Annotated in this window: 21 protein-coding genes, 1 tRNA gene and 1 pseudogene; 12 read left to right on the top strand and 11 right to left on the bottom strand. The window is 31.3% G+C overall.

What is annotated here, in order from left to right; translation table 11 throughout:
• Positions 1-26: 26 nt before the first annotated feature.
• Positions 27-2,690 carry an alanine--tRNA ligase gene (gene alaS / locus ECH_RS04015; protein ID WP_011452930.1) on the top strand — a complete coding sequence of 888 codons (2,664 nt, stop codon included), beginning with the start codon at positions 27-29 and terminating at the stop codon, positions 2,688-2,690.
• A 543-nt stretch (positions 2,691-3,233) separates the two neighbouring features.
• Here alaS and sucD read toward each other — a convergent pair.
• The 7 genes from sucD to ECH_RS03980 form a co-directional block, all read right to left on the bottom strand.
• Entirely contained in the window at positions 3,234-4,115 is an 882-nt protein-coding gene (gene sucD / locus ECH_RS04010) for a succinate--CoA ligase subunit alpha (protein WP_006010684.1), read from the bottom strand.
• 7 nt (positions 4,116-4,122) lie between these two features.
• Complete coding sequence (gene sucC, locus ECH_RS04005; protein ID WP_006010686.1) at positions 4,123-5,286, bottom strand: ADP-forming succinate--CoA ligase subunit beta; 1,164 nt, start codon at positions 5,284-5,286, stop codon at positions 4,123-4,125.
• 69 nt (positions 5,287-5,355) lie between these two features.
• Positions 5,356-5,628 (bottom strand): 30S ribosomal protein S21, encoded by a 273-nt coding sequence (gene rpsU, locus ECH_RS04000; protein WP_006010687.1) that lies wholly within the window; start codon positions 5,626-5,628, stop codon positions 5,356-5,358.
• 145 nt (positions 5,629-5,773) lie between these two features.
• Positions 5,774-6,793 (bottom strand): substrate-binding domain-containing protein, encoded by a 1,020-nt coding sequence (locus ECH_RS03995; protein ID WP_011452929.1) that lies wholly within the window; start codon positions 6,791-6,793, stop codon positions 5,774-5,776.
• Between the two features lie 59 nt (positions 6,794-6,852).
• On the bottom strand, positions 6,853-7,470 hold the full coding sequence (locus ECH_RS03990; RefSeq protein WP_006010386.1) for an SCO family protein: 618 nt from the start codon (positions 7,468-7,470) through the stop codon (positions 6,853-6,855).
• Between the two features lie 436 nt (positions 7,471-7,906).
• Positions 7,907-8,953 carry an NAD(P)H-dependent flavin oxidoreductase gene (locus ECH_RS03985; protein ID WP_006010381.1) on the bottom strand — a complete coding sequence of 349 codons (1,047 nt, stop codon included), beginning with the start codon at positions 8,951-8,953 and terminating at the stop codon, positions 7,907-7,909.
• Between the two features lie 11 nt (positions 8,954-8,964).
• On the bottom strand, positions 8,965-9,510 hold the full coding sequence (locus tag ECH_RS03980) for a cytochrome b (RefSeq protein WP_011452927.1): 546 nt from the start codon (positions 9,508-9,510) through the stop codon (positions 8,965-8,967).
• 197 nt (positions 9,511-9,707) lie between these two features.
• Between ECH_RS03980 and ECH_RS03975 the strand changes: the two genes are divergently transcribed.
• Positions 9,708-11,273 (top strand): ABC transporter permease, encoded by a 1,566-nt coding sequence (locus tag ECH_RS03975; RefSeq protein WP_006010377.1) that lies wholly within the window; start codon positions 9,708-9,710, stop codon positions 11,271-11,273.
• Between the two features lie 467 nt (positions 11,274-11,740).
• On the opposite strand, the pseudogene ECH_RS05105 reads toward ECH_RS03975, so the two are convergent.
• The 4 genes and pseudogenes from ECH_RS05105 to ECH_RS03960 all read right to left on the bottom strand — a co-directional run.
• Positions 11,741-11,982, bottom strand: a pseudogene (locus tag ECH_RS05105) (HlyD family type I secretion periplasmic adaptor subunit); the annotation flags it as partial.
• Between the two features lie 238 nt (positions 11,983-12,220).
• Positions 12,221-13,738, bottom strand: coding sequence for an HlyD family type I secretion periplasmic adaptor subunit (locus ECH_RS03970; protein ID WP_011452925.1), 1,518 nt, complete (start codon positions 13,736-13,738; stop codon positions 12,221-12,223).
• Between the two features lie 464 nt (positions 13,739-14,202).
• The gene (locus ECH_RS03965; protein ID WP_193327830.1) at positions 14,203-14,820 is read right to left on the bottom strand and encodes a COQ9 family protein; all 618 of its coding nucleotides are present in this window, start codon (positions 14,818-14,820) and stop codon (positions 14,203-14,205) included.
• 346 nt (positions 14,821-15,166) lie between these two features.
• Entirely contained in the window at positions 15,167-16,789 is a 1,623-nt protein-coding gene (locus ECH_RS03960; RefSeq protein WP_006010370.1) for a ribonuclease J, read from the bottom strand.
• 231 nt (positions 16,790-17,020) lie between these two features.
• On the opposite strand from ECH_RS03960, the gene ECH_RS03955 reads away from it, so the two are divergent.
• From ECH_RS03955 to rplK, 10 genes are all read left to right on the top strand, one after another.
• On the top strand, positions 17,021-17,632 hold the full coding sequence (locus tag ECH_RS03955; RefSeq protein WP_011452922.1) for a hypothetical protein: 612 nt from the start codon (positions 17,021-17,023) through the stop codon (positions 17,630-17,632).
• Complete coding sequence (locus tag ECH_RS03950; RefSeq protein WP_011452921.1) at positions 17,633-18,925, top strand: metallophosphoesterase; 1,293 nt, start codon at positions 17,633-17,635, stop codon at positions 18,923-18,925.
• A gap of 273 nt (positions 18,926-19,198) precedes the next feature.
• Positions 19,199-19,570 (top strand): 30S ribosomal protein S12, encoded by a 372-nt coding sequence (gene rpsL / locus ECH_RS03945; RefSeq protein ID WP_006010363.1) that lies wholly within the window; start codon positions 19,199-19,201, stop codon positions 19,568-19,570.
• Between the two features lie 15 nt (positions 19,571-19,585).
• Entirely contained in the window at positions 19,586-20,068 is a 483-nt protein-coding gene (gene rpsG / locus ECH_RS03940) for a 30S ribosomal protein S7 (protein ID WP_006010361.1), read from the top strand.
• 23 nt (positions 20,069-20,091) lie between these two features.
• Positions 20,092-22,164 carry an elongation factor G gene (gene fusA / locus ECH_RS03935; protein ID WP_011452920.1) on the top strand — a complete coding sequence of 691 codons (2,073 nt, stop codon included), beginning with the start codon at positions 20,092-20,094 and terminating at the stop codon, positions 22,162-22,164.
• Positions 22,165-22,177: 13 nt separating this feature from the next.
• The gene (gene tuf, locus ECH_RS03930) at positions 22,178-23,365 is read left to right on the top strand and encodes an elongation factor Tu (protein ID WP_006011505.1); all 1,188 of its coding nucleotides are present in this window, start codon (positions 22,178-22,180) and stop codon (positions 23,363-23,365) included.
• A gap of 19 nt (positions 23,366-23,384) precedes the next feature.
• Positions 23,385-23,458 (top strand) — tRNA-Trp (locus ECH_RS03925).
• 40 nt (positions 23,459-23,498) lie between these two features.
• A complete protein-coding gene (gene secE / locus ECH_RS03920) occupies positions 23,499-23,696 on the top strand; it encodes a preprotein translocase subunit SecE (protein WP_006011509.1) in 198 nt (65 codons plus the stop codon).
• Positions 23,686-24,225: a transcription termination/antitermination protein NusG gene (gene nusG, locus ECH_RS03915; protein WP_011452919.1), complete on the top strand. Its 540-nt coding sequence runs from the start codon at positions 23,686-23,688 to the stop codon at positions 24,223-24,225. Before secE ends, nusG begins: the two co-directional genes overlap by 11 nt.
• A 35-nt stretch (positions 24,226-24,260) precedes the next feature.
• Complete coding sequence (gene rplK / locus ECH_RS03910; RefSeq protein WP_230577182.1) at positions 24,261-24,671, top strand: 50S ribosomal protein L11; 411 nt, start codon at positions 24,261-24,263, stop codon at positions 24,669-24,671.
• The last annotated feature ends 28 nt before the right edge of the window (positions 24,672-24,699 follow it).

Raw genomic sequence — 24,699 nt, 5'->3', positions numbered from 1 at the left:
AGCTTATATTTTATGATGATTAATATATGATGAAAAATAATTTAGTTAGCAATCTTAGAAAATCATTTATAGATTTTTTTGCAAAAAATGGTCACCAAGTTTTTCCATCTTCTCCACTAATACTAAAAGATGACCCATCTTTGTTATTTACTAATGCTGGTATGGTACAATTTAAACAGATGTTTACTAACCCGAATAATGCGAATGTAAATACAGCTACATCAAGTCAAAAATGCTTAAGGGTAGGTGGTAAGCATAATGATTTAGAGAATGTAGGATATACAAATAGACATCATACTTTTTTTGAGATGCTTGGTAATTTTAGTTTTGGTAGTTACTTTAAAGAGGGTGCTATAGAATTTGCTTGGAATTTTGTAATAAAAGAACTTTCTTTGAGCAAAGATAGGCTATACTTTACAGTATATCATGATGATCAAGAAGCATTTGATTTGTGGAAAAAGATCAGTGGCGTTTCTGACAGTAGAATAATTAAAATAACAACTAGTGATAATTTCTGGAGTATGGGAAATACAGGGCCATGTGGTCCTTGTTCAGAAATTTTCTATGATTATGGAGATAATGTAAAAGGTGGATTACCAGGTACTCCAGAAGAAGATGGTGCAAGGTTTACGGAGATCTGGAATTTAGTTTTTATGCAATATGATAGAAAGTTAGATGGTGAATTATGTGTATTACCTAAAAAATGTATAGATACTGGTATGGGGCTTGAAAGGATTGCAGCTGTAATGCAAGGAGTACATGATAATTATGATATAAGTTTATTTAAAGCTTTGATAGCAGCATCAAAAGAGCAATCAGGTAATAGTACAAATGAACTTGCTCATAGAGTAATTGCAGATCATGTGCGATCAGCAGCATTTCTAATAGCAGAGGGCTTAACACCAGGTAATGAAGGAAGAAATTATATTTTACGTCGTATAATTAGAAGAGCAGCTCGTTATGTGTATATGTTAAAATATGATGATGCTTTAATGTATAAAGTCTTCCCGACTTTAATTGATGAAGAAAGTTGTGGATATATGGCAGACTATTATCCTGAATTAATTCATGCTAAGGATTTGATAATGTCAATTTTAAAGATAGAGGAAGAGAATTTTAAAGATACTTTAGTCAGAGCATTGCCATTGCTTGAAAAAGAATTAATGAATTTATCTTCAGGTGATATTTTATCGGGTGATATTGTTTTTAAGTTGTATGATACTTATGGATTTCCAGTAGATATTACTTTGGATATCATAAAAGAAAAAGGAGTAAAATTTGATGAGCAGGGCTTTTATGATAATATGAATAAACAAAAGGAAAGGTCTAAACTTAATCATTCTATCAAATCTGATCAGCAGTTAAAAGAGGAATTCTGGGTAGATATTAAAGAGCGTTGTGGTAGTACAAAGTTTGTGGGGTATGAGCGTTATGATACTAAGGCTACAGTTTTATCAATAGTTTGTGGAGGTGATAAAAATGTTGAAATAGCTAATGTTGGAGATAAAGTTTCTATATTATTGGATATAACACCGTTTTATGCTGAATCTGGAGGACAGAAAGGAGATGTGGGAATATTCAATGTAATTGTTAGACAAGAAAAAGAATTATTTGCTAATGATAATATTGCTGAAGTAATAGATACGAAAAAGGTATTAGATACCCTTTATATTCATGAATGCATTATCAAACAAGGATCCTTAATGGTAGGGGATGTAATTTTTGCAAAAATTGATTGTGAAAGGAGAAGAAATTTATGTGCTAATCATTCAGCAACACATTTATTACATTACGTTTTAAAATCGGAAATAGATAGTAGTATCATGCAAAAAGGATCATTGGTAAGTGATGAAAAGTTAAGGTTTGATTTTAGTTATGGTGTGGCATTGACAAAAGAACAGCTTACTTTAATTGAAGATAAAATGTATTCTTTAATATCTGGAAATAATCCTGTTATTAGTCATGTATGTGACTTAAAAGATGCAGTTGCCGGAGGAGCTGTTGCGTTATTTACTGAAAAATATGAAGAACATGGAGTTCGAGTAGTTAGTATAAAAGATTCAAAAGAATTATGTTGTGGTACTCATGTAAAATATACTAGTGAGATAGGGTGTTTCAAAATAGTATCAGAAGCTAGTATTGCTTGTGGAATACGTAGAATAGAAGCTGTTACAGGTCGATATGCAATAGATTATTTTAGGCAACAAGAGAAAATGTTAAATTCAATCGCTGAAAGTGTTAAGGTTCCTGTAGATAATGTATTGGTACAAATAGATAAGCTTGATAAGAAAAATCAGGAACTAGAACAAAAATTGTCTGATGTTTATTTTGATATGATTAATCTACAAGGTGTTAATACTGAAAAAATAGGGAATGTCGATTTCTTATACAGCAATTTGAGTAACATACCTGTTAATGTGATGAGAAAATTTATTAATAAGCATCTTACTGCAGATAGAATTATATTGTTTGCTAATGTTGTGGGCCAAAATGTTGTGTGTGTTGTAGGAGTTGGCAATAGCTTGCATTGTAAAGTTAAGGCTGTAGATTTTGTAAAAATGATAGGTACAATGGTAAAAAGTAAAGGTGGAGGAAATGCTCAATTAGCTCAAATTAATGGAGAATATGTTAAGGAGATAGATATTATGTCTAATGTAAAGAGTAAATTGGTTGATATTCTTAGTAATTAAGTAATACAAATTTTTAATATGTTTTTATAACTCAGTTTTATAAGCAGATTTGTAGAACTTTAAATATTCAGATTCAAATACAGTAAATATAGTGCCGTACTTGCATATAAATATTTGTAACGTTTTCTATGATGTAGGAATGGATTTATAACTTAGTTATTTATACGAAGTATGTGTCTATAGTGTTCTATGATGGTCAGCGTATATAAACGATGATTATGAAGTGTAAAACCTCATTATAGCTTTAGGATGACACAAAGGTATGAAACAATATGTTGATATTAAAATGCTAAAATGTAGACACAAACAACATTAATGTGAAAGCAGTGTTATCTATGTGATAATGTGTCTATAATTTTCGTGGTGGGTAAGTGTATATAAACCGATGATTGTAAGTGTAGAAACCTCATTGTAGTTTTAAAATGGCATAAAAGTATGAAAACAATGTGTTGATATTAAAGTGCTAAAATGTAGAACACAAACAACATTAATGTGAAAGTAGCCCCTAAAAAATATGAACTAATCAATCATTAGTTAAAGTGTTTAGCGTTTATTATTCATAGCTTCTAACATTGTTTTGCCTATGACTGCTGGAGTTTCAGCAATAATAATACCTGCATTTTTCATAGCTTCTATTTTGCTTTCAGCACTACCTGAGGTACCTGAAGAAATCGCTCCAGCGTGTCCCATACGTTTTCCTGGGGGTGCAGTCTTGCCAGCGATGAAGCCAACTACAGGTTTGTTAGTTCCTGATAATTTGATAAATTCTGCAGCTTCTTCTTCTTCTGATCCTCCAATCTCTCCAATCATGATAATACCATGTGTATCTGGATCATTTATAAATAGTCTAATGCAATCTGTAAAAGACATTCCATGGATAGGATCTCCACCTATACCAATACATGTTGATTGTCCTAACCCCACTTCTGTGGTTTGTGCTACTGCTTCATATGTGAGTGTTCCAGAACGTGAAACAATACCTATGTGACCACGTTTATGTATATATCCAGGCATAATACCAATTTTGCATTCTTCTGGGGTGATAATTCCAGGACAGTTTGGTCCTATTAATGTACTTGATGAGTTGAGTAAAGCATGTTTTACCTGTACCATATCTAGGGTAGGTATACCTTCTGTAATGCAAACAATAAGTTCTATCTCAGCTTCAATTGCTTCTAGTATTGCATCTGCTGCGTAAGGAGCTGGAACATAAATAACAGTAGCATTAGCTTTTGCCTCTAGTTTGGCTTGCTTTACAGTATTAAACACTGGTAGGTTTAGATGATATGTTCCACCTTTTCCAGGAGTTACTCCACCTACCATGTTTGTTCCATAAGCAATAGCTTGTTCTGAATGAAATGTACCATGAGCACCAGTAAATCCCTGGCATATAACTTTTGTGTTGCTATTTACTAAAACGGACATATCGCCTCTATTTTCTTACTATATTAACTATATTGTATGCTGCTTCACTTAAATCGTTTGCTGTAATAATATTTAGATTTGAATCATCTAGTAACTTTTTTCCTAATTCAAAATTTGTTCCAGATAACCTTACAACTAGTGGAACATTTATACCAATTTCTTGTATGGCAGCAATAATACCGTTGGCAATTATATCACAACGCATTATACCACCAAATATGTTAACTAGTATCCCATTAACCTTATCATCTGCAAGAATAATCTTGAATGCTTCAGTAACAGTTTTTTGACTTGCTCCTCCACCTACATCTAAGAAATTTGCAGGTTCAGCACCGTAATATTTTATAATGTCCATAGTTGCCATAGCAAGGCCTGCACCATTTACCATACATCCAATATTACCATCCATCTTTATATAGCTTAAACCATGTTTTGAAGCTTCTATTTCTTCTTTGATCTCTTCATCATAGTCACGTAATTCTTGAATATCAGGATGACGATATAGTGCATTGTCATCGAAGTTTATTTTTGCATCAAGAGCAATGAATTCCCCTGATGATGTTTCTACTAGAGGATTAATTTCTATCTGGTTAGCATCAGTGCTTAACACAGCTTTATATATTTTCCCAGCTATATCAGAAATTTTTCTTGTTTGATCTAAACTTAAATTACTGTCAAAGCATAAATTGCGTCCATGAAAACCTTGGAATCCAAATACTGGGTTGATGTTGCATACAATAACTTTTTCTGGAGAAGTTGCAGCTACTTCTTCTATGTCAACACCACCTTCAGTTGAAAATATTATACTTACCTGACCTTGTTTACGATTTACAATGGCACTTATATAATATTCTTTCTTGATGTTGCATCCTTCTTCTAAATATACTTTTCTTACTTTCTGTCCATCTTTTGAGGTCTGATGAGTAATCAGAGTTGATCCTAACATATTCTTTATAGACGTTTTGGTTTCATCTAATGTACGAGATACTACAACTCCTCCAGCTTTTCCTCTACCACCAGCATGGATTTGAGCTTTTACAACGACTACCTTTGAATTTAACTGACTGAGAGCACCATCAACTTCGCCTAATGAATGTACTACAACCCCTTTCGGAACGTTTACACCAAACTTGCTCAGTATATGCTTTGCCTGATACTCATGAATATTCATATTAATACACCTTACTTGAACTCTGACTACTGATTAAAAATATAGATGAGCTATAGTATAAATTTATGCTCATTCACTAGTGCTATTATCAGCTTGAGAAGGCCTCTTCACCTGAAAATGTCTAGCACTAACTTGAAACTTAGTAAACTGCGGTTCGTAAGGCACCTTGTGCAATTTTTTTCTTCTTCTTTCACAATCATCCTTTTTTCTTGCACGTTTTTCTGATGGTTTCTCATGGTGAGTAATTTTCATCTGCCTAGGTTTTCCCTCACGTTGTAACTTCTTTTTAAGGGTACGTATACCTTGTTCTATATCTCCATGGTAAACTATAACTTCAACCAAAGAAAGTCCTCCTATATAGATAAATCGAGCAATAATGATACCAACAACAAATTAATTATGTCAAATTCTTTTTAAGAAATTATGATTATAAAAATACTAAAAGTATATATTATTATAAATAAGGTTATGTTTATGATATGTGCTATTATTTTTCTAATATACCGGTAATACGATTTTTAGTGTCTTGTAAGTCTTTATCTGATAAAGGTATAAAACCTAGCCCAATTAAGTATCCGTTCTTGCCGATGGAATCTTCTCTTAGAATTACCTTAATAAATTCTTTCAAGCTGGGAGAAAAACTGATGTGTTCTTGTTTTATATATAGGTATATGGGTCTTGACAGAATGTATTTTCCTGAAGATATAGTTTCATAATTAGGTTCTATACCTGCTATTTTATTTGCATGTATTTTATCTTGATTTTTTACTAAGAAACTAAAACTTAATATGCCAAAAGCGTCTTGATTTTTTGCTATTTTTTGTATAATAATGTTTTCGTTGGCAGCAACTTCAATGTATTTGCCATCGTTACGCATAATACTACATATACGACGCCTTTTTGTAGGATCTGAGTATACATCGATAAAATTTTGGTTATTCATACAAGCATCTTGCATGATCTCTTCTACTAGTATGTTATAGGTTCCAGTATTTTTATATGGTCCATAGATCTCAATATCAATATTAGGGAATCTATTATTGATTTCAGACCAATATCTGAAGTTGTTGGACGGTATTGTTTCAACATACTCATTTGATGTGGAGTATTTACTTAAAGCTTTGAATAGGTCTTTTTTTGTAAAATCAAGTTTGGCACTATCTTTGGAATTTGCTATAACTATGCCATCATAACCTATAATGATCTCTATAATATTGTTAATATTATTACTTTGACATAATTTAACTTCTGCATCCTTAATTTTTCTTGATGACATTACTATATCTGGAGTATTTTTCCCTACACCTTGACAAAACATGCTGAATCCCATTCCGCTACCTACTGATTCTATAATAGGGGTGCCGTAATCTGAAAATCTTCCAAATTCTTCTGCTATAGCTGAAATAAATGGGAATGCTGTAGATGATCCAACAACTCGTATTTGTTGTGCGCTGGAATTAAATGCTAATGTAATTAGCGATAGAAACACCAAAAGAAATCTACCCATCACATATATCCATGAATTTATATAAGAGTGTGTACTATTCTCTTTAATTAATTATTAAATTAGAGATATTGTTTTATTATAGATAGTAACTTATCTACTTGATTTTCTGTTGATTTTAAATCTGGAGAAAAGTGTGAAATGTATTCTCCTTTTTTATCGATAATGTACATTATGGCAGAGTGATCAATTTGATTATCTTTATCTGCTTGTCCAACATATATTTTGTAATTTTTTATTATTTTTTCAATATCTTCTGCACTGCCTGTTAGCATTTGAATTCTAGGATCAAAATGTTCATGAAATGTTTTTAATTTTTGTACAGTATCATTTGTTGGATCAATTGTAATGAAAATTACTTGTAACTTGTCTGTGTCATTACCAAGCTGTGAGAGAACTTCAGATGCTATTCCTAATTCAGCAGGGCAGATGCTTTTACATGAAGAAAATCCAAATAAAACTAGCATGTATTTTCCCAAAAAATCTTGACTATTTACTGTATTTCCATCTTGATTTACTAACGAAAAACTAGTAGTAATGCTGGCTTTATTTGATATATTTGTATTGGGAGTGTTATGATCTCTTACTTGAAAAATGCCTTGTTTTGTTACGTAGGAATATCCTAGAAAAATTGCTGCAAATAATAAACAGATATTAAGTATAAATTTGATAACTTTCATTTTATGCTCCAATACATAATAAATTTTAATATAAAATACTGAATCATATGCTATACCAAGGTAATATTATGTCAAGTTACTTAAAATCTTTTATGGTATATCTACTGTAGTATAATAAAGTGTATAGTTTTTTTTATTTGATGAAATTGTGGTGTATTTTGTAAATAGTATTTTTGTTATTTTGTGACATAAGGAATCTTAAAATAAGGTTTTAAGATAAACATAATAAGTTGTAAAAGTTTTTTTGTATTCAATTGTATTGGTATTTAAAAAAGAATATAGTATTTCACGTTTACATGAGATTTCCTGCTATGCTTTTTATGTGAGAAATTATGAAATAGTATGAAGTAAACTCTCTAGAAAGAAGCTTATTTGGTACTTAACTCAGTAAATTTATGATCTTGTATCAGGTTATATGAAGTGTGACATTATTTACTTATGTACATGCAATAGTTTGATGTTGGTTAATTTTTTGTACTGAAGTTATATAATTGCAGGCTTGTAGTATAAGACTTTGGATTACCTGTTCAGTAGTTTGTATTTCATGTACCATACCTACACTTTGTCCAGCCATAAGAGACCCATTAGTAATATCTCCATCTATTACCGCTTTGCGTAATGCTCCAGCCCAAAATTTTTCTATAGTAAGTTGACCATCTTCTTTTGAAATTTTTCCTTGATGGTATAAACTGATTACGTCTTTTTGTAGTTCTAAAAACTTCATGCTAGCATCATTTTCTATAGCTCTTACTGGTATCACTGAAAAATCTTTGCTCAATTGTGAAGATGATATTGCATCTCTAGAAGAGGATTTAATAAAGATTTCCTTAAAGTTTTTGTGTACACGTGATTCATGTGTGCATACAAAAAGCGTGCCAATTTGACATCCACTGGCTCCCATTATTAGATAGTGTGCTATCATTTCACCCCTTCCAATGCCTCCAGCAATAAAAATGGGTACTTTTTTAAGAGATTCTTCTTGCCTAAAGTAGGGTAATATTTCTTGTGCAAGTACAGAGGTACTTACAGGGCCTATGTGTCCACCTGCTTCCATCCCCTCTACTATTAATGCGTCTACTCCTATTCTTACTAATCTTTTTGCAATTGACAAAGATGATGCAAAGCACATCACTTTAATTTTTGCATTTTTAATATGGCTTATAATTTTACTATTAGGTATACCACCAGCTAATACTATGTGTGTAATGTTTTTTTCAATGCATACCTCGATTAATTCATTAAGAATAGGGTGCATTATAATTAGATTTACTCCAAACGCATTGTTTGTTAATTGTTGAGTAAGTTCTATTTCTTTTCTTAATTCTTCTGGACTAATAGAACCGCATGCTAAAACACCGAAACCTCCGGCATTTGATATTGCAGATACTAAGTAAGGATCTGAGACCCAACTCATTGCTCCACCCATAATGGCAAATTTACTTCCTAAAAACTCTATGCCTACTTTCCATAATTCTGATAGCATGACGACTCTGATTATATTATACGATTAAAAACATTATCTTTATCTATAAACTTGTGCTTTAGTGCTGCTAATATATGCACAATTATTAAAGCGGACAATATATACGCACATATATTGTGGCATTGCTGAGCGACATTAGCTATATGTTTATTAGTATCAATTAATAGTGGAATATTACATGAAAAGATTTTTATTGCTCTTCCTGAAGCTGAAGACATGACATAGCCAGAAGTGGCCATTCCTATAGCGGTAATATATAAGCTTGTATGTGTAATTTTAGATACTACCGTCAAGAAATATGAGAAGCTTTTAGGATAAGATGGAGTAATTGAATTAAATCTGCATATTATGCGTAATGTTAAAAAAAACAATAGTACCATCCCGATTGCTTTATGTATGGTATACAGCTGTCCTATTGGATAATGACTAGGGAAGATCTCCATTTTTAAGCAAAAACCCATAATCAGCATCAGTATGATTGGTATGCCAGTTAACCAATGCATTATCCTTAGAGAAACATGATACTGATACTTTTTTCCTATCTTTTCTTCAATCATAAAATACTTAGTCGAATATTTAAGCCCTTATATATCACATATGGGGAAATTTTATCAATAAAATATTTTGCAAGGTTTTAAGTGACTGTAAAGATTGTTTATGTATAATAAACATAGGACTGGGTAGTAATTAATTCTCAAATATAGTGTCGTTTGCAAACCTTTCGAAGAACGTTTTTCTCTGTATATTAGTTGGCATGTTTATAGCACCAATATTTTCATTGGTTTCTATTATATTTACTGAGAATAAGACGATGGATTTACTAACATCTGTTTTACCTGAATATGCTTTTAATACTATTATTTTGATGTTAGGAGTAGGAATAATAGCACTTATTATTGGGGTATCAACAGCTTGGTTTGTAACTTATTATTCATTTTTTGGACGTAAATTTTTTGAAATAGCTCTTTTTTTACCGCTTTCAATACCAGGATATATAGTTGCATATGTTTATGTAAATATTTTTGAGTTTTCAGGTCCTTTACAGGTTTTTTTACGAGAGACCTTTCATTGGAGTAAAGGTGATTATTATTTCCCTAGTATTAAATCTTTGGAATGGGGAATTATTATTATAGGATTTAATCTATATCCTTATGTATATATGTTAGTTAGAACAGGTCTAATAGCTATTCGTAGTACTGTTGCAGTTGCTACTACGTTATGTTCTTCTAGGTATAAAATTTTAACTTCTATTGCTTTACCTGTAGTACGTCCAGCTATTGCTGTTAGTGTATCATTTGTATTAATGGAAGTAATATCTGATTTTGGTACACCACAGTTTCTTGCAATCGATACTTTTACTAGAGGAATATATAGAAATTGGTTTTTATTGCATGATAAGTATTCTGCTTGTTTATTTGCTTTTATTGCATTGTTTTTTATATTTTTGCTTATCATATTGGAAAAATTATTTCGTGGGAAAGGTATATCGTATTCAACAATAAAGATGAATACGGAATATTATCATACTTGGCAAGTTAAGAGTAAGTTGAAACTTATACTAATATATTGTGTGTGTTTATTGCCAGTGTTAATAGGATTTGTAATACCTGTAGTTCCTTTATTATATTGGACTGTTCAAAAAATAGGAACATTGGCACTTAATAATCGATTTTATATGTCTGTATTCAATAGTGTTAGTATAGCATTTATAACAGCTGTTATTGCTATTGTGATATCAATTGTTATGTCGTATATCATCAGAAAAAGGGAATCGTTGTCTTATGCAATAAAATTTATTGTGATGGGTTATGCTATTCCCAATACCATTGTTGCTGTCAGTGTTATGGTATTACTTGGAAATATATCGCATTTTGTGAACTCATATTTTTCATTTGCTCTGATTGGGACAACATTTGGGTTAATATATGCTTATGTTTTTAGATTTCTTGCTGTATCTTTAGGTCCTATAGAATCTGGATTAAATAAAATTCCGAAAGAAATAGATTGGTCGTCTTTATTGATGGGGCATAGTATAGTTTCTACATGTTTTAATGTTCATATTCCGATGATTAAAAAGAGTATACTAGTTGGATTTTTATTGGTATTTGTTGATGTGATAAAAGAACTTGCAGCAACATTAATTATTAGGCCTTTTAACTTTGATACTATGGCTACCAGGATGTATGAGCTTATCAGTGATGAAAGATATACTGATGCAGCTCCATATGCTCTAGTTATAGTGCTTATTGGACTGATATCAGTAGTTATATTATGTAGAATGTTTCAATATGATAAGTCTAAATATAAAATCATGTTGTAAATAGTATTTAATGGTTTATTGTGATATGGTTTAATATTATCTTAGATATATAATTGTCTGGCAGATGTAAATTCTGATTGTGGAGGATGCTTGTGTAAGTAGTTATACTAATATCAGTGATGTGTAGAGTGTGCTCATTGTTATAAGTATGGAAAAGCTTGTATAGGTAATGTGTATTATATAGCTTTGTGTTATCATAGATATGCAAAAGTGTAATTTCTATTTTCTAAATATTATAAGTATCAAAAATCTATTTATCGCAATTGAAACATTTAAGTTATTTTTAAGTAACTTATTGTATGTTTGTGGATTTTCTATGAGTTTACATTAAATATAAGTATAAATAATATTTCCTATTGTTTTCATAATGCTTTTCCCTTTTTGAATTATACTTAAATGTGTTCCATAGATTAGCATTATATGAAATACATTTATTGTATTCTATGTAATCTTAGATTTGGTTGTTTTTATCTTTTATTGAAAGCTTTTTCAAAAGTACTAGTTATTGGAGTGAACAGATAGTTAAACAAAGTGCGAGACTGAGTAATTATAAAAACTTCTGCTAGCATTCCAGGATACAATTTTAAATTTTTTAGCTTGCAGGTTTTCTTGGTATTATTACTTGTATTTTATGGTAACGTATTCCAATTAACTTCACTTAAAGCATCAGCTGATACTGTACTACTATTCCATTTACTAATCCAATTTTATCTTTCATTAAAAGCTTTTTCAAAAGTACTAGTTATTGGAGTGAATACATAGTTAAACAAAGTGCGAGACTGAGTAATTATAAAAACTTCTGTTAGCATTCCAGGATACAATTTTAAATTTTTTAGCTTGCAGGTTTTCTTGGTATTATTACTTGTATTTTATGGTAACGTATTCCAATTAACTTCGCTTAAAGCATCAGCTGATACTGTACTACTATTCCATTTACTAATCCAATTTTATCTTTCATTAAAAGCTTTTTCAAAAGTACTAGTTATTGGAGTGAACAGATAGTTAAACAAAGTGCGAGATTGAGTAATTATAAAAACTTCTGCTGGCATTCCAGGATACAATTTTAAATTTTTTAGCTTTGCAGATTGTTCTTTTGGTATTATTACTTGTATTTTATAGTAACGCATTCCATTGACTTCACTTAAAGCATCAGCTGATACTTGTACTACTATTCCATTTACTAATCCAATTTTACGTATGTTATATGCACTTAGGCGTACTTTTGCTTTTAATCCATGATAGTTCTCATATGATACTATATTTTTATCTTTCATTTGTGCAGATAGAATTTCTTCAATATGCCTTGTTTGTATTTTTGCATCTATAATTAAATCGTCATTTAGTGGTACAACGTTTGTTATGGGAGCTCCAGGAGGTATTACTCCACCTTCTGTGTGGTATTTTAATCCTGTTATGATGCCGGCTTGAGGAGACCTTATTATAGTTCTATCCAATATGTCTTGAGCAGTTTTCATCTTTTCTTTTAGGTCTGTTATGGCAGATGTTACATCTTTAAGTTCAAGATTGATTTTATTTTGCACATTGTTGGTAATATTAATTATTTCTAATTTATTTTCTCCAATTTTTTGATTTACTGATGCAATAGCAGATTTAATTTGTCCTATTTTCCCTTTGGATTCAGCATATTGACGTTCAAGTGCAATAATATATGGTTTGCTAATATATCCATTCTCTAACAGGCTTTTTTTTGTTTCTAATTCTTCATTAATTAATTTATGTTGAGTGATTGCTGAAGTTAGTTGAGCAGATAACCCGGATAATTCTTGGTGTAGCTGTTTTATACGTTGTTGTAAAATATCTATTTGTCCGGATACGTTCTTCTTGTGCGACTCAAATAACTGTTGCTGATTTTTTATTATTTGTATTCTTGTTTTTTCATCTGATAGATTTTTTAGAGTGTCTGGAAAGATTAGAGATTCATAATTGTATTTTATAGCAACTAACCTAGCCTCTGTTGCTAATAGATCAAGTACTCGTTCTTTTATAATGTCTAGATTGGCTTTAGCTGTAGTATTATGTAAAGATATTATAGGCTGATTTTTTTGTACTAATTCTCCTTCCTTGACTAGGATCTTATTAATGATGCCACCTTCTAAATGTTGGATTATTTGTTTTTCTGATGAAGGAATAACTTCTCCTTGTGCAATTACTGATCCATCGAGTGGTGCTACTGCAGACCATATTCCAAATATGCCAAAAAAGAGTAAAATAATGATAAATCCAGTGAATAGCGGACCCCATGATATTTTCAATACCTCATTTACTGAATCCTTTCTGTTGTACTTAAATAAAAAGTTTATTATGTTGTCTATAATAAACAGTGATTTAGTTAGTATGCTTGATCTTGATTTTTCTTCACTATCTTCTAGATGTAGTGTGTTATGTCCTAAAAGTTTTGGTAGTGAAAACCCTACTTTTATGAGATTTTTGAGTTTTTGATACATAGTGTATAATATAATAAGTGTAACATTTAATTTATAGCATATTTGGTAAATATTATAATGCACTATTTATCAGATAAATATCTTAAAATATCTTTACTTGTTCCAATATTTTATGTTTAGTGTATGGGATTTTTATAATATTATCTGTTGTATAATATTTCTAAATTAATTTTTTATTGTTTTATCTTAGTATTTTTCTCTAATTACAACTGCCTATTGAGATTGATAAGCTTAAAGATATGGTTGGTTTTTATAGCAAAATATAATGTTACACTACTAATAATAGTTACGGTTTGTGATTAATTTTATTGATAAAACTATAGTTTTATCAATAGTGATATTTGATTTTTTTAGTATTTGGTTTGAGTAAAATTTTTGTACTTTGCTGCATTGAAAATATAACAGTTGCATTATTAATGCTGACAGTATTTGATTGGTAAAATCTGTTATAATATAACTTTTCTTTATTCATCATCAAATTTGACTTTGAATATATTAAATTTTTCTGTCTTATTAGCTATATATGACTTTAATTTATGTATCTGTATGACGTTATTAATACGTCTTTCTAAAAAAAGAATAGTATCAGAATGATTATGAGAAAAATCATTGATAAAATACATAATAGTACTTGTATATACAACAGCTAGTGTAGTTCTTTTGGTATAATAATTAAAGTCAGTTGATTGATCACCAATTAAATACCAAATGTGATCTACTAATTTATATAAAGATTTAGAAAAGAAACACATGTTATATGATGTTGCAGATAATATGCTTTTTAACAATTCTCGGTAATTTGGTAAAGACATATAATATGTTAAGCACAGGTACACTGCATGTTGTACTTTTTCACGTATTTTTAAATTGTTTATATTTTCTGTCTCATGAAATTTCGTATTTATAAAGTTAATCAAATTCTCATTTATACTGTTTAATACATCGTATATACCGTTATGAAATTTACAAAATTCTTCACTTAAGTTAAGATCAATACACGCTTTTAATAGTGTATCATCCGATACCCCATGAAATGGTATTAATGCTATTGTTGCTTTTATTATAGATGATTGATTATCCATTATATTTAATTGAAAAAAATACATTGTACATATACAACGTTAAAATTGTTGTGACAAGTTTAGAATTTATATTGATTATGATGCTAAGACAATACTTATTAGCTAATAAACACTATTATTATATTAAAAATTGTTGTGATAGCTAATAGATTATCTTAATTATTATATAAAAAATGATCTTGTTTTATGAAATGCTAGTTATTATCAGTAAATAAGTTGTAATAGCTTTCTAATTATGCATGTTGTAGTTAATTATATAGATAGATATTGTTCTATGTTATGGTAGGAATATTTAATTACAATAGATTATCAATATAAGTATTCTATTGTATAAATGATAAAGGTACTAATTTATGTATTCTAGCTGTACTTCAATAAATGGTTTGTTTTTGATGTCATATTTTAAAGCATTGAAAACTGTATTTTCTACGTATTGTCGTATGTTGTTTATTTTTCTAGAATAAAGCTCGCTACTTATTTTAGATGAGACTTTTTTGAGAATTGCTTGACTATTAGAATGATCTAGCACTCCTGGAGCAAAAATCCTTGGTTCTTTTAATAATTCTTTTTTGTTGTTTAAAACTAGTGTTATTATAATTATCCCTGCGTCTCTCATCTTTTTTCGCATAGATATGACATTGCCTTTGGGATGGTGTAAGAAATTGCCATCAACTCCAAAGTATCCAGCTTTGACAGAGTTAATTTTTTGTTTTTTTGTGAGGCTTATTACATCTCCTGGGTGAACTATTATCGCTTTTTCTACGTTGCATTGTTTTGCAACTTTTGCATGTTCGTGCATATGTATGTATTCTCCATGTACAGGGATGGATAATTTAGGCCTTACTAATGAATACATAGTAGATACTTCACTTTTTGAAGGGTGCCCTGATACGTGTACATGTTCCATAAATTCTGTAATAACATTAACTCCCATGTTAACGAATTTGTTGAATACACTATATATCCGTTTCTCATTTCCTGGAATGATCTTGGAAGAGAAGATAATAGTATCTCCATTATCTAATTTAGTGAATGGATGAGAATTATTAGCAAGTTTGGCAGTTGCTGCTAGCTCTTCACCTTGGCAACCAGTACAAAGAAGCAAGACTTGATCATTTGGGAGTTTATTTGCTTGATTGATATTGATGAACTCTGGTATATCTTGCAAATACCCACTGTCTTGTGCAGCTTGTATAATTCTTATAAGAGATTTTCCCAGTATTGCTACTTTTCTACCTAATTTTGTTGCAATGTTTACTATGGTATAGATTCGTGCAATATTAGATGCAAATAAAGATACTGCAACTTTTTGATTACAGTTTTTTATTATATTAAATATACTTTTTTCTAAATCACTCTCAGATCCTGATTTATTTTTAGTAAATATATTTGTTGAATCACATACAAGTGCTAAAACCCCTTCGTCTCCTAATTCTTTTAATCTTTGTGTATTTGATACAGGACCAATAATTGGGTTGTCATCTAACTTCCAATCTCCTGTATGTACTACTATTCCTTTTTCAGTGTGTAATGCAATTGCATTCATTTCTGGTATGGAGTGTGTCAAATTTATAAACTCAAGAGTAAAAGGGCCAAGATTTAATTTTTTTGTGATGTCGATTTCTGTAATATTGATTCTAAATGGATATTCTTTCAATTTTGCTTGTAATAAGGCAGCTGTGAATTTTGTTGCATATATTGGGCATTGCAAATCGTTCCACAGATATTGTATGCCTCCTATGTGATCTTCATGAGCATGTGTTAATACTATACCAAGCAAGTTTTTTCTATTTTTTTTGATAAAACTAATATCAGCAACAATCATGTCTATTCCTGGCATATTGTCATCAGCAAATCCTGCTCCGAAATCAATAATTATCCATTTACCATTTAAGTGATATAAATTGACATTCATGCCTATTTGTCCGACTCCGCCTAAGGGTGTGAACAATAAATCATCAGTATTCATTTATTAAGTACGTTGTAAAAACTTAAATAACAGCATATCTTATTTATTGTTTAAAGGAAAGCATTAGAATAATTAAATATTGGTATATATATGTTTTATGGGACAAAACAGTTAATTATTAGCAAGTTATATTAGTAAAAAAGTAATAATTGTGATTGAAGTATTGTGTGTTTGAGTTATTAATTACACTAAAAAATATTTGGGGTCAGTAATTTTTCAGGGAATATATTAATGTGTTTACGGATTAAAAACAAAAAACTTGCTAGTGTATTAGAGCAAATACGTATGACTTGTTTGTTAATATATACTATAGGAGCAATCTTGCTTCTATTGAAGCATTATGATGCTATAGGGAATAACCTAGATGTAGCATCTGATTGTTTAATCAGCGTATCAGCAATGTTATTTTTAATGTTATTTTTTGTTAAGCTTATTGATTGTATTGTGGAATCTAAAAATCATGATGTACAACCATTAGAAGGTAGTGATCATTCCCATTTTGTACAAAATACAAGAGATAGTGGGAGAATTAATGGCATAACAATAGTTAGATATATAAGTAATGTACTGTTTGCTACTACTTGTGTTATGACTTGTGTCTTTTTGTTATTGTCTAAACATGTTAACAAACCGTTATTGCCGGATATATATAGTGCAATATTAATGGTTGGTATATCTTTGGCAGGTTTGTATTTTTCTGTTAGGTTTTTAACTGCAGTTTGTGGTATATGCAGTAACTTTACTGATAACATGAATACTAGATTTACTAAATGTGAAGCTGTTAATTTTATTGTAGGTGAGATTTATACTCAACCATCTATGTCATTATTTGAGGTTGCGTAAGTGAAATTTGTTCCAATTAAAATGAAATATCTTTTTATATGTTTGATTTTATTATCTATACCTGCTAATGCTAAGCCATTATTTACTTGGTCTCAGGTTGTAAATAATAATCAGTTGAGTGTTAGAGCTATTGTTTTAGAGGATGAACAGTGTCCTATAGTAAACGTAGATGATCAAGAATTGGAAATGAGTGTTAGAGCATTTCCACAAAAAGGAGTTTTTAATGATAAAGTTTGTGAATTGTTAGTGCCTCAAACAACTAGTCTGATATCTATTGATAATGTGGATCTTCCTGTTATAAGTAGAAAGATTAGGAAAATAGCAGTTATAGGAGATACTGGATGTATAGTGTCATTGTGGGGTACAAGATTGAGTCAGCAGCATTGTATGTCTTCAGAAGAGTGGCCTTTAAAAAAGATTTTATCTAACATCAGTGCACATAATCCTGATTTGGTAATTCATGTTGGTGATTATTTGTATAGAGCAGTTCAATGTATTGATGTCGAAAGATGTGGTAATGTTTATGGAGATAATAGTGAAACATGGAAAGCTGATTGGTTAGATCCATCAATGTTATTGTCTGGTAAGGCTCCATTTTTATTTGTTCGGGGTAATCATGAAAATTGTGATAGATCATATATGGGATGGTTTAGGTATTTAGACCCTTATCAATATTCCTCTTCTTCAGATAGGTGTCAAAATTTTACAGACTCATGGGAGTTTAATGCTAGAGAGTTAGACAGTAAGAATATAGATTTTTATATTTTTGATTCATCTTTTGGCAATGAAAAAAATGTTCTTGATTCAGATATTGAACATTTAAAAAAGCAATTCTTACCTTTGTTAAAGAGTAAGTCTTCTTCGGTATGGTTTTTAACACATCGTCCTGTGTGGTCATATGCTGTTTTGAAAGGTAAAGCAGGGAATCTTTATTATGGTAATCTAGCTCAGCAAGAAGCTTTTGGTGATTTGTTTCCTGATAATGTTTCTGTGATTTTATCAGGGCATGTGCATTTATCTCAGGTACTAGATTTAAAATCTAAGAAGCAAAAACATATACCTATGCAAATAATAGTTGGTAATAGTGGAGCTCTGCTTCATGCTGTTCCTAAAGATATGTTATTGTTTGAGGATGTTGAAATGGGAGATGTAGTTGCAAATACAGTAAAAAGTGACTTAGGTTTTGGTTTTACGATAGTTGAAATACAAGAGTCAAAAGATGTAGATAATGTTATGGTTACGTTTTATAATTCGTCTGGTGAAAAAGTCAGGCAATTTTATACTAAGTCATAATAGATTATTTTGAAAGGAAGTATTTCTATATTGTTTAAAACATAGGAAAGAATAAATATAGGTTGCAAATAATTTTTAATAGTATATTTATAAAGAATACTTGAGTTGTTGATAATATTTTGTATTATTAAGCTTATTAGTTTTTGAAAAATCGTTAAATTTCTATTGACTAAGGTTCATGATTCTTTTATAAGTAACGCATGCTTCCATTAAGTTAAGATACATGGTGCTACTTGTGTCTGTTTTTATAATAAACTGTAAGGTTATTACATTATGCCAACAATAAATCAATTAGTCCGCAAACCGCGAAAATCTCGTTCTTCATTAAATAAGGCGCCTGCACTTCAACATAATCCGCAAAAAAGAGCAGTGTGTGTAAAAGTATATACTACTACTCCTAAGAAGCCAAACTCAGCTTTGCGTAAAGTTGCGCGTGTAAAAATTGCTGGTTATGGTAGTGAGGTTATAGCTTATATACCTGGTGAGGGGCATAATTTACAGGAGCATTCAGTTATCTTAATTAGAGGTGGGCGTGTAAAAGATTTACCTGGGGTTCGATATCATATTATACGTGGAGCATTGGATTCTAGAGGAGTGCAAAATAGGAAGAAGGCGCGCTCAAAGTATGGTGTGAAGAAAAGTTAATTAATGTGGTAATGTATGTCTCGTCGTCGTAGGGCAACTAAAAGGGTTATTTCTCCCGATTCAAAGTATAATAGTGTATTATTAGCACGTTTCATTAATGTTATTATGCGGTCTGGTGAAAGATCTATAGCTGAGAAAATAGTATACGGAGCTTTGAGCAAAGCGGAGTCTCGTCTTGGTGAAAGTGCTATGTCAATTTTTAGTGCTGCTCTAAACAATGTAATGCCGCAAATGGAGGTGCGTTCTCGTAGAATAGGTGGTGTAACATATCAAGTTCCTGTTGAAGTAAAGGAAGATAGGGCAGTTTCATTAGCTTTGCGTTGGATTTTTAAAGCAGCAGCAGCAGCAAGGAAACGTAGTAATAAGATGTATATGGATTGTTTGTGTAATGAATTGTTAGAAGCTTATAATAAACGTGGTGGTGCGTATAAAATGAGGGAAGAGAAGTATAAGATGGCAGAAGCAAATAAAGCGTTTTCTCATTTTCGCTTTAATTAATATTAATTTTTGGAGATAAGTTTGTGAGCATAGATAACGAGTTATCTAAGTGTAGGAATATAGGGATTATGGCGCATATAGATGCCGGGAAGACTACTACAACTGAGCGTATACTTTTTTATACTGGAAAACAAAATAGAATTGGTGAGGTTCATGAAGGTGCTGCATCTATGGATTGGATGGAGCAAGAAAAGGAGAGAGGAATTACAATAACTTCTGCAGCTACTACATGTTTTTGGAATGGTCATAGGATTAACATTATTGATACTCCTGGTCATGTTGATTTTACTATAGAGGTAGAAAGGTCTTTACGTGTTTTAGATGGTGCTGTTGCTGTCTTTGATGGAGTTGCGGGTGTTGAACCTCAATCAGAAACAGTGTGGCGTCAAGCTGATAAATATAATGTACCCAGAATTTGTTTTATGAATAAAATGGATAGGATGGGAGCAGACTTTTATCGGTGTGTTGATATGGTTGTTGAACGTCTGGGTGCTACTCCATTAGTATTGCAATTACCAATAGGAATTGAGAAAGATTTTGTTGGTGTTGTTGATTTATTGGAGATGAGATCAATTATATGGGATGAAGATTCTCTAGGAGCAAGTTTTCATTATGGAGAAATCCCTAAAGATATGCTTGATAAAGCTCAAGAATATAGAAATAAGCTTCTGGAAAGTGCAGTTGAGCTTAATGATGAAGCAATGAATTTGTATTTTGAAGGTAAGGAAATATCTGTTTCTTTATTGAAAAGTTGTATTCGTGCAGGAGTAATTCAGTCAAAATTTGTACCTGTTTTGTGTGGTTCTGCGTTTAAAAACAGGGGAGTACAGCCATTACTAGATGCTGTTGTTGATTTTTTGCCTGCGCCTAATGATATTCCTATGATGGAAGCTCTCGATGTAAAGACTTCTAATACTATAAACATTAAGTCTTCTATTGATGGTAAATTTGTTGCGTTAGCTTTTAAAGTAATGACTGATAAATTTGTTGGTAGTTTGACTTTTATAAGAATTTACTCAGGAAGGTTATCAAGTAAGACTACAGTACTGAATGCAGTTAAAAATTCTACAGAATCTATAGGTAGAATTTTATTAATGCATGCTAACAATAGAGAGGATATCACTGAAGCAAAAGCTGGTGATATTGTTGCTTTAGCTGGGCTTAAAAAGACGGTAACTGGTGATACATTATGTACTTTAGACCAACCTATAATTTTAGAGCGCATGGAATTTCCTGAACCAGTTATGGAGATTGCAGTAGAACCAAAATCTACAGCGGATCAAGAAAAAATGGGTATAGCTTTAAGTAGATTAGTTGCAGAAGATCCATCACTTGGTATGTGTGTAAATCCTGAAAGTGGACAAACTATCTTGAAAGGAATGGGTGAATTGCATCTTGAAGTTATTGTAGATAGAATGCGTCGTGAGTTTAATGTTGAAGCTAATATAGGTGCTCCGCAAGTTGCTTACAGAGAAACTATTACTAAATCTGTTGAAATTGAATATATTCATAAAAAGCAAACAGGTGGTGCTGGGCAGTTTGCAAAGGTGAATATATTATTTGAACCATTACCTCCTGGTTCTGGTTTCCAATTTGAAAGTAAAATTACTGGTGGTGCAATACCTAAAGAATATATACCAGGTGTTCAAAATGGGTTAGAAAATATTAGAGGAAGTGGTATGTTAGCAGGGTTTCCTGTTATTGATTTTAAAGCAACATTAGTTGATGGTGCATTTCATGAAGTAGATTCTAGTCCATTAGCATTTGAGTTAGCTGCAAAAGGTGCTTTTAGAGATATGGTGAACAAAGCTGGTGCAATATTACTTGAACCTATTATGAAAGTTGAGATAATAACTCCTGATGAGTACATGGGGGATGTTATAGGTGATATTAATAGTAGGAGAGGTAGGGTTGCTGAAATGCAAGATCGTCACAATACTAAAGTAATATTAGCATTTATTCCTTTGGCAAAAATGTTTGGTTATGTTAAAGATTTGCGCTCTATGTCTCAGGGTAGAGCACAATATAGCATGTATTTTTCTTGTTATGAACAAGTACCTGATAATATAGTGGCAAACGAGATAAAAACTAAATAATAGGTGTAATGTTATGGTAGAAGAAAGGAAACCACATATAAATGTAGGGACAATAGGGCATGTTGATCATGGTAAGACAACATTAACAGCAGCGTTAACAACAGTGTTAGCGAAGAGGTTGAGTGGAGAAGGTAATAAAAGTGTAAAGTATGACGAAATAGATAAAGCACCAGAAGAGAAAGCAAGAGGAATAACCATTTCAACAGCACATGTAGAATATGAAACAGAGAATAGACATTATGCGCATGTAGATTGTCCAGGACATGCTGATTATATAAAAAATATGATAACAGGTGCTGCACAAATGGATGCAGCAATATTAGTAGTATCTGCAACAGATGGAGCAATGCCACAAACAAGAGAACATATACTATTAGCAAAACAAGTTGGAGTAAAAGATATAGTAGTATGGATGAATAAGTGTGATGTTGTAGATGATGAAGAAATGTTGTCATTAGTTGAGATGGAAATAAGAGAATTATTATCAAAATATGGATATCCAGGAGATGATATAGATGTTGTAAGAGGATCTGCAGTTAAGGCATTGGAAGAAGAAACAGGTTCAGGAGTCTGGAGTGAAAAAATAATGGAATTGATGAATGCCTTAGAAAAAATAAGTTTACCAACAAGAGAAAAAGATAAGCCATTTTTAATGTCAATAGAAGATGTATTTTCAATACCTGGAAGAGGTACAGTAGTAACAGGAAGAATAGAGAGAGGAGTAATTAGAGTAGGAGATAAAATAGAGATAGTAGGGTTACGAGATATACAGAGCACAGTATGTACAGGTGTTGAAATGTTTCATAAAGCATTAGATGCAGGAGAAGCAGGGGATAATGCAGGTATATTGTTAAGAGGAATAAAGAAAGAGGATGTAGAGAGAGGGCAAGTATTGAGTGCGCCTGGTCAAATACATTCGTATAAGAAATTTAAAGCAGAGGTATATATATTAAAGAAAGAAGAGGGAGGAAGGCATACACCGTTTTTCTCAAATTATCAGCCACAATTTTATGTTAGAACAACTGATGTAACAGGTAGTATAAAATTACCTGAGGGGGTAGAGATGGTAATGCCTGGGGATAATATAAGTATCGAAGTAAGTTTAGATAAGCCTGTTGCTATTGATAAAGGATTGAGATTTGCAATTCGTGAAGGTGGTAGAACTGTAGGCTCTGGTATTATTACTGAAATTTTGGAGTAGTGATATATTGATGTTTAATAGGAGTGTAGCTCAATTGGCTAGAGCGTCAGTCTCCAAAACTGAAGGTTATGGGTTCGATTCCTATCACTCCTGCCGTTTAGTTTTAGTGATATGACATGTAGGTAGTCTGATAATGAATAATATTGCTAAGTTTTTACTTGGGGTAAAACAGGAAGCTTTACAAGTTTCTTGGGCTTCTAAAAATGAGGTTATAGGGTTTTTATTTATAGTAATATTAATAATTACTTTTATGTCTGTTTTGTTTTGTTGTGTGGATTTTTTATTTTTGAAGTTGATAAAGATAGTACTTGGGGTAATTTATGAAATATGAATGGTACATTATTCAGGTATCATCTGGTAGCGAAGAGAAAGTTTGTCAAACTATTTTGGAAAATTCTCGGGTATTAGGCTTGGAAGAGAGTTTCCGTGAAGTGTTTATCCCATATGAAGAAATTACTCGGGTAAAACATAATAAAAAGGTATTGGTAAAAAGGAAGTTGTCGCCAGGGTATGTGTTTTTGTATATGAGTTTACATGAAAATTCAATGAATTTTATTAGGAGTATACCTAGGGTATTGAATTTTTTAAATAACGATTTTGGTGTTCCTAAAGTTATTTCAGAAAATGAAATGGAGTCTATGCGTAAGAAAATGTGTCAAAGTGTAGTAGATGATACTAGTGTTGTTAATTTTGAAATTGGTGATGAAGTTGTAATTAATGATGGATTATTTCAAGATTTCAATGGTAAAGTTGAATATATTAATGATGATAAGAAAATAGCGGGAGTCAGTGTGATGATATTTGGTAGACTGACTAAGATAGAATTTAAGTTAGAGCATATACAAAAAGTGGAGGGATAATCGTGAGTGCTGTTTTAGTATCTAAGATAAATTTGATGATAGAAGCTGGGAAAGCTAATCCTGGACCTAAAATAGCTTCTGTTTTAGGACCTCGTGGTATACCAATGCCTAAGTTTTGTAAAGAGTTTAATGATATTACAAGTGGTGAAGGTAAGCAATATAAAGTTGGTGATCTAGTCACTGCTAGGATATCTATTTATAATGATAAGTCTTACAGTTTTACAATAAGCGATTCTCCTGTGTCTTATTTATTAAAAAAGGCTGCTGCGATTGATAAAGGTTCAGTAAATCCTGGAAAAGACAATGTTGGGAAAATTAAAATGTCAGCTGTTTATGAAATAGCTAAGCGCAAGATGTCTGATATGAATGCTGATACTGTAGAAGCTGCAGCGAAAATGGTTATCGGTACAGCATCTTCCATGGGTATTGTTGTAGTAGAAGAATAATTGAGTAGTAGTGGTTGTAGTAGAGGAA

The organism is Ehrlichia chaffeensis str. Arkansas, from assembly GCF_000013145.1.
GTDB classification, from domain to species: domain Bacteria; phylum Pseudomonadota; class Alphaproteobacteria; order Rickettsiales; family Anaplasmataceae; genus Ehrlichia; species Ehrlichia chaffeensis.
The sequence above is the reverse complement of the archived record's forward strand: the minus strand, read 5'-3'. Positions and strand labels throughout refer to the sequence as shown.

What these genes read in the sequence shown, in the direction of transcription:
- alaS (WP_011452930.1), top strand. Translation starts at nt 27, where the DNA reads ATGATGAAAAATAATTTAGTTAGCAATCTTAGAAAATCATTTATAGAT.
- sucD (WP_006010684.1), bottom strand. Translation starts at nt 4,115, where the DNA reads ATGTCCGTTTTAGTAAATAGCAACACAAAAGTTATATGCCAGGGATTT.
- sucC (WP_006010686.1), bottom strand. Translation starts at nt 5,286, where the DNA reads ATGAATATTCATGAGTATCAGGCAAAGCATATACTGAGCAAGTTTGGT.
- ECH_RS03995 (WP_011452929.1), bottom strand. Translation starts at nt 6,793, where the DNA reads ATGGGTAGATTTCTTTTGGTGTTTCTATCGCTAATTACATTAGCATTT.
- ECH_RS03990 (WP_006010386.1), bottom strand. Translation starts at nt 7,470, where the DNA reads ATGAAAGTTATCAAATTTATACTTAATATCTGTTTATTATTTGCAGCA.
- ECH_RS03985 (WP_006010381.1), bottom strand. Translation starts at nt 8,953, where the DNA reads ATGCTATCAGAATTATGGAAAGTAGGCATAGAGTTTTTAGGAAGTAAA.
- ECH_RS03980 (WP_011452927.1), bottom strand. Translation starts at nt 9,510, where the DNA reads ATGATTGAAGAAAAGATAGGAAAAAAGTATCAGTATCATGTTTCTCTA.
- ECH_RS03975 (WP_006010377.1), top strand. Translation starts at nt 9,708, where the DNA reads ATGTTTATAGCACCAATATTTTCATTGGTTTCTATTATATTTACTGAG.
- ECH_RS03970 (WP_011452925.1), bottom strand. Translation starts at nt 13,738, where the DNA reads ATGTATCAAAAACTCAAAAATCTCATAAAAGTAGGGTTTTCACTACCA.
- ECH_RS03965 (WP_193327830.1), bottom strand. Translation starts at nt 14,820, where the DNA reads ATGGATAATCAATCATCTATAATAAAAGCAACAATAGCATTAATACCA.
- ECH_RS03960 (WP_006010370.1), bottom strand. Translation starts at nt 16,789, where the DNA reads ATGAATACTGATGATTTATTGTTCACACCCTTAGGCGGAGTCGGACAA.
- ECH_RS03955 (WP_011452922.1), top strand. Translation starts at nt 17,021, where the DNA reads ATGTGTTTACGGATTAAAAACAAAAAACTTGCTAGTGTATTAGAGCAA.
- rpsL (WP_006010363.1), top strand. Translation starts at nt 19,199, where the DNA reads ATGCCAACAATAAATCAATTAGTCCGCAAACCGCGAAAATCTCGTTCT.
- rpsG (WP_006010361.1), top strand. Translation starts at nt 19,586, where the DNA reads ATGTCTCGTCGTCGTAGGGCAACTAAAAGGGTTATTTCTCCCGATTCA.
- tuf (WP_006011505.1), top strand. Translation starts at nt 22,178, where the DNA reads ATGGTAGAAGAAAGGAAACCACATATAAATGTAGGGACAATAGGGCAT.
- secE (WP_006011509.1), top strand. Translation starts at nt 23,499, where the DNA reads ATGAATAATATTGCTAAGTTTTTACTTGGGGTAAAACAGGAAGCTTTA.
- nusG (WP_011452919.1), top strand. Translation starts at nt 23,686, where the DNA reads ATGAAATATGAATGGTACATTATTCAGGTATCATCTGGTAGCGAAGAG.
- rplK (WP_230577182.1), top strand. Translation starts at nt 24,261, where the DNA reads ATGATAGAAGCTGGGAAAGCTAATCCTGGACCTAAAATAGCTTCTGTT.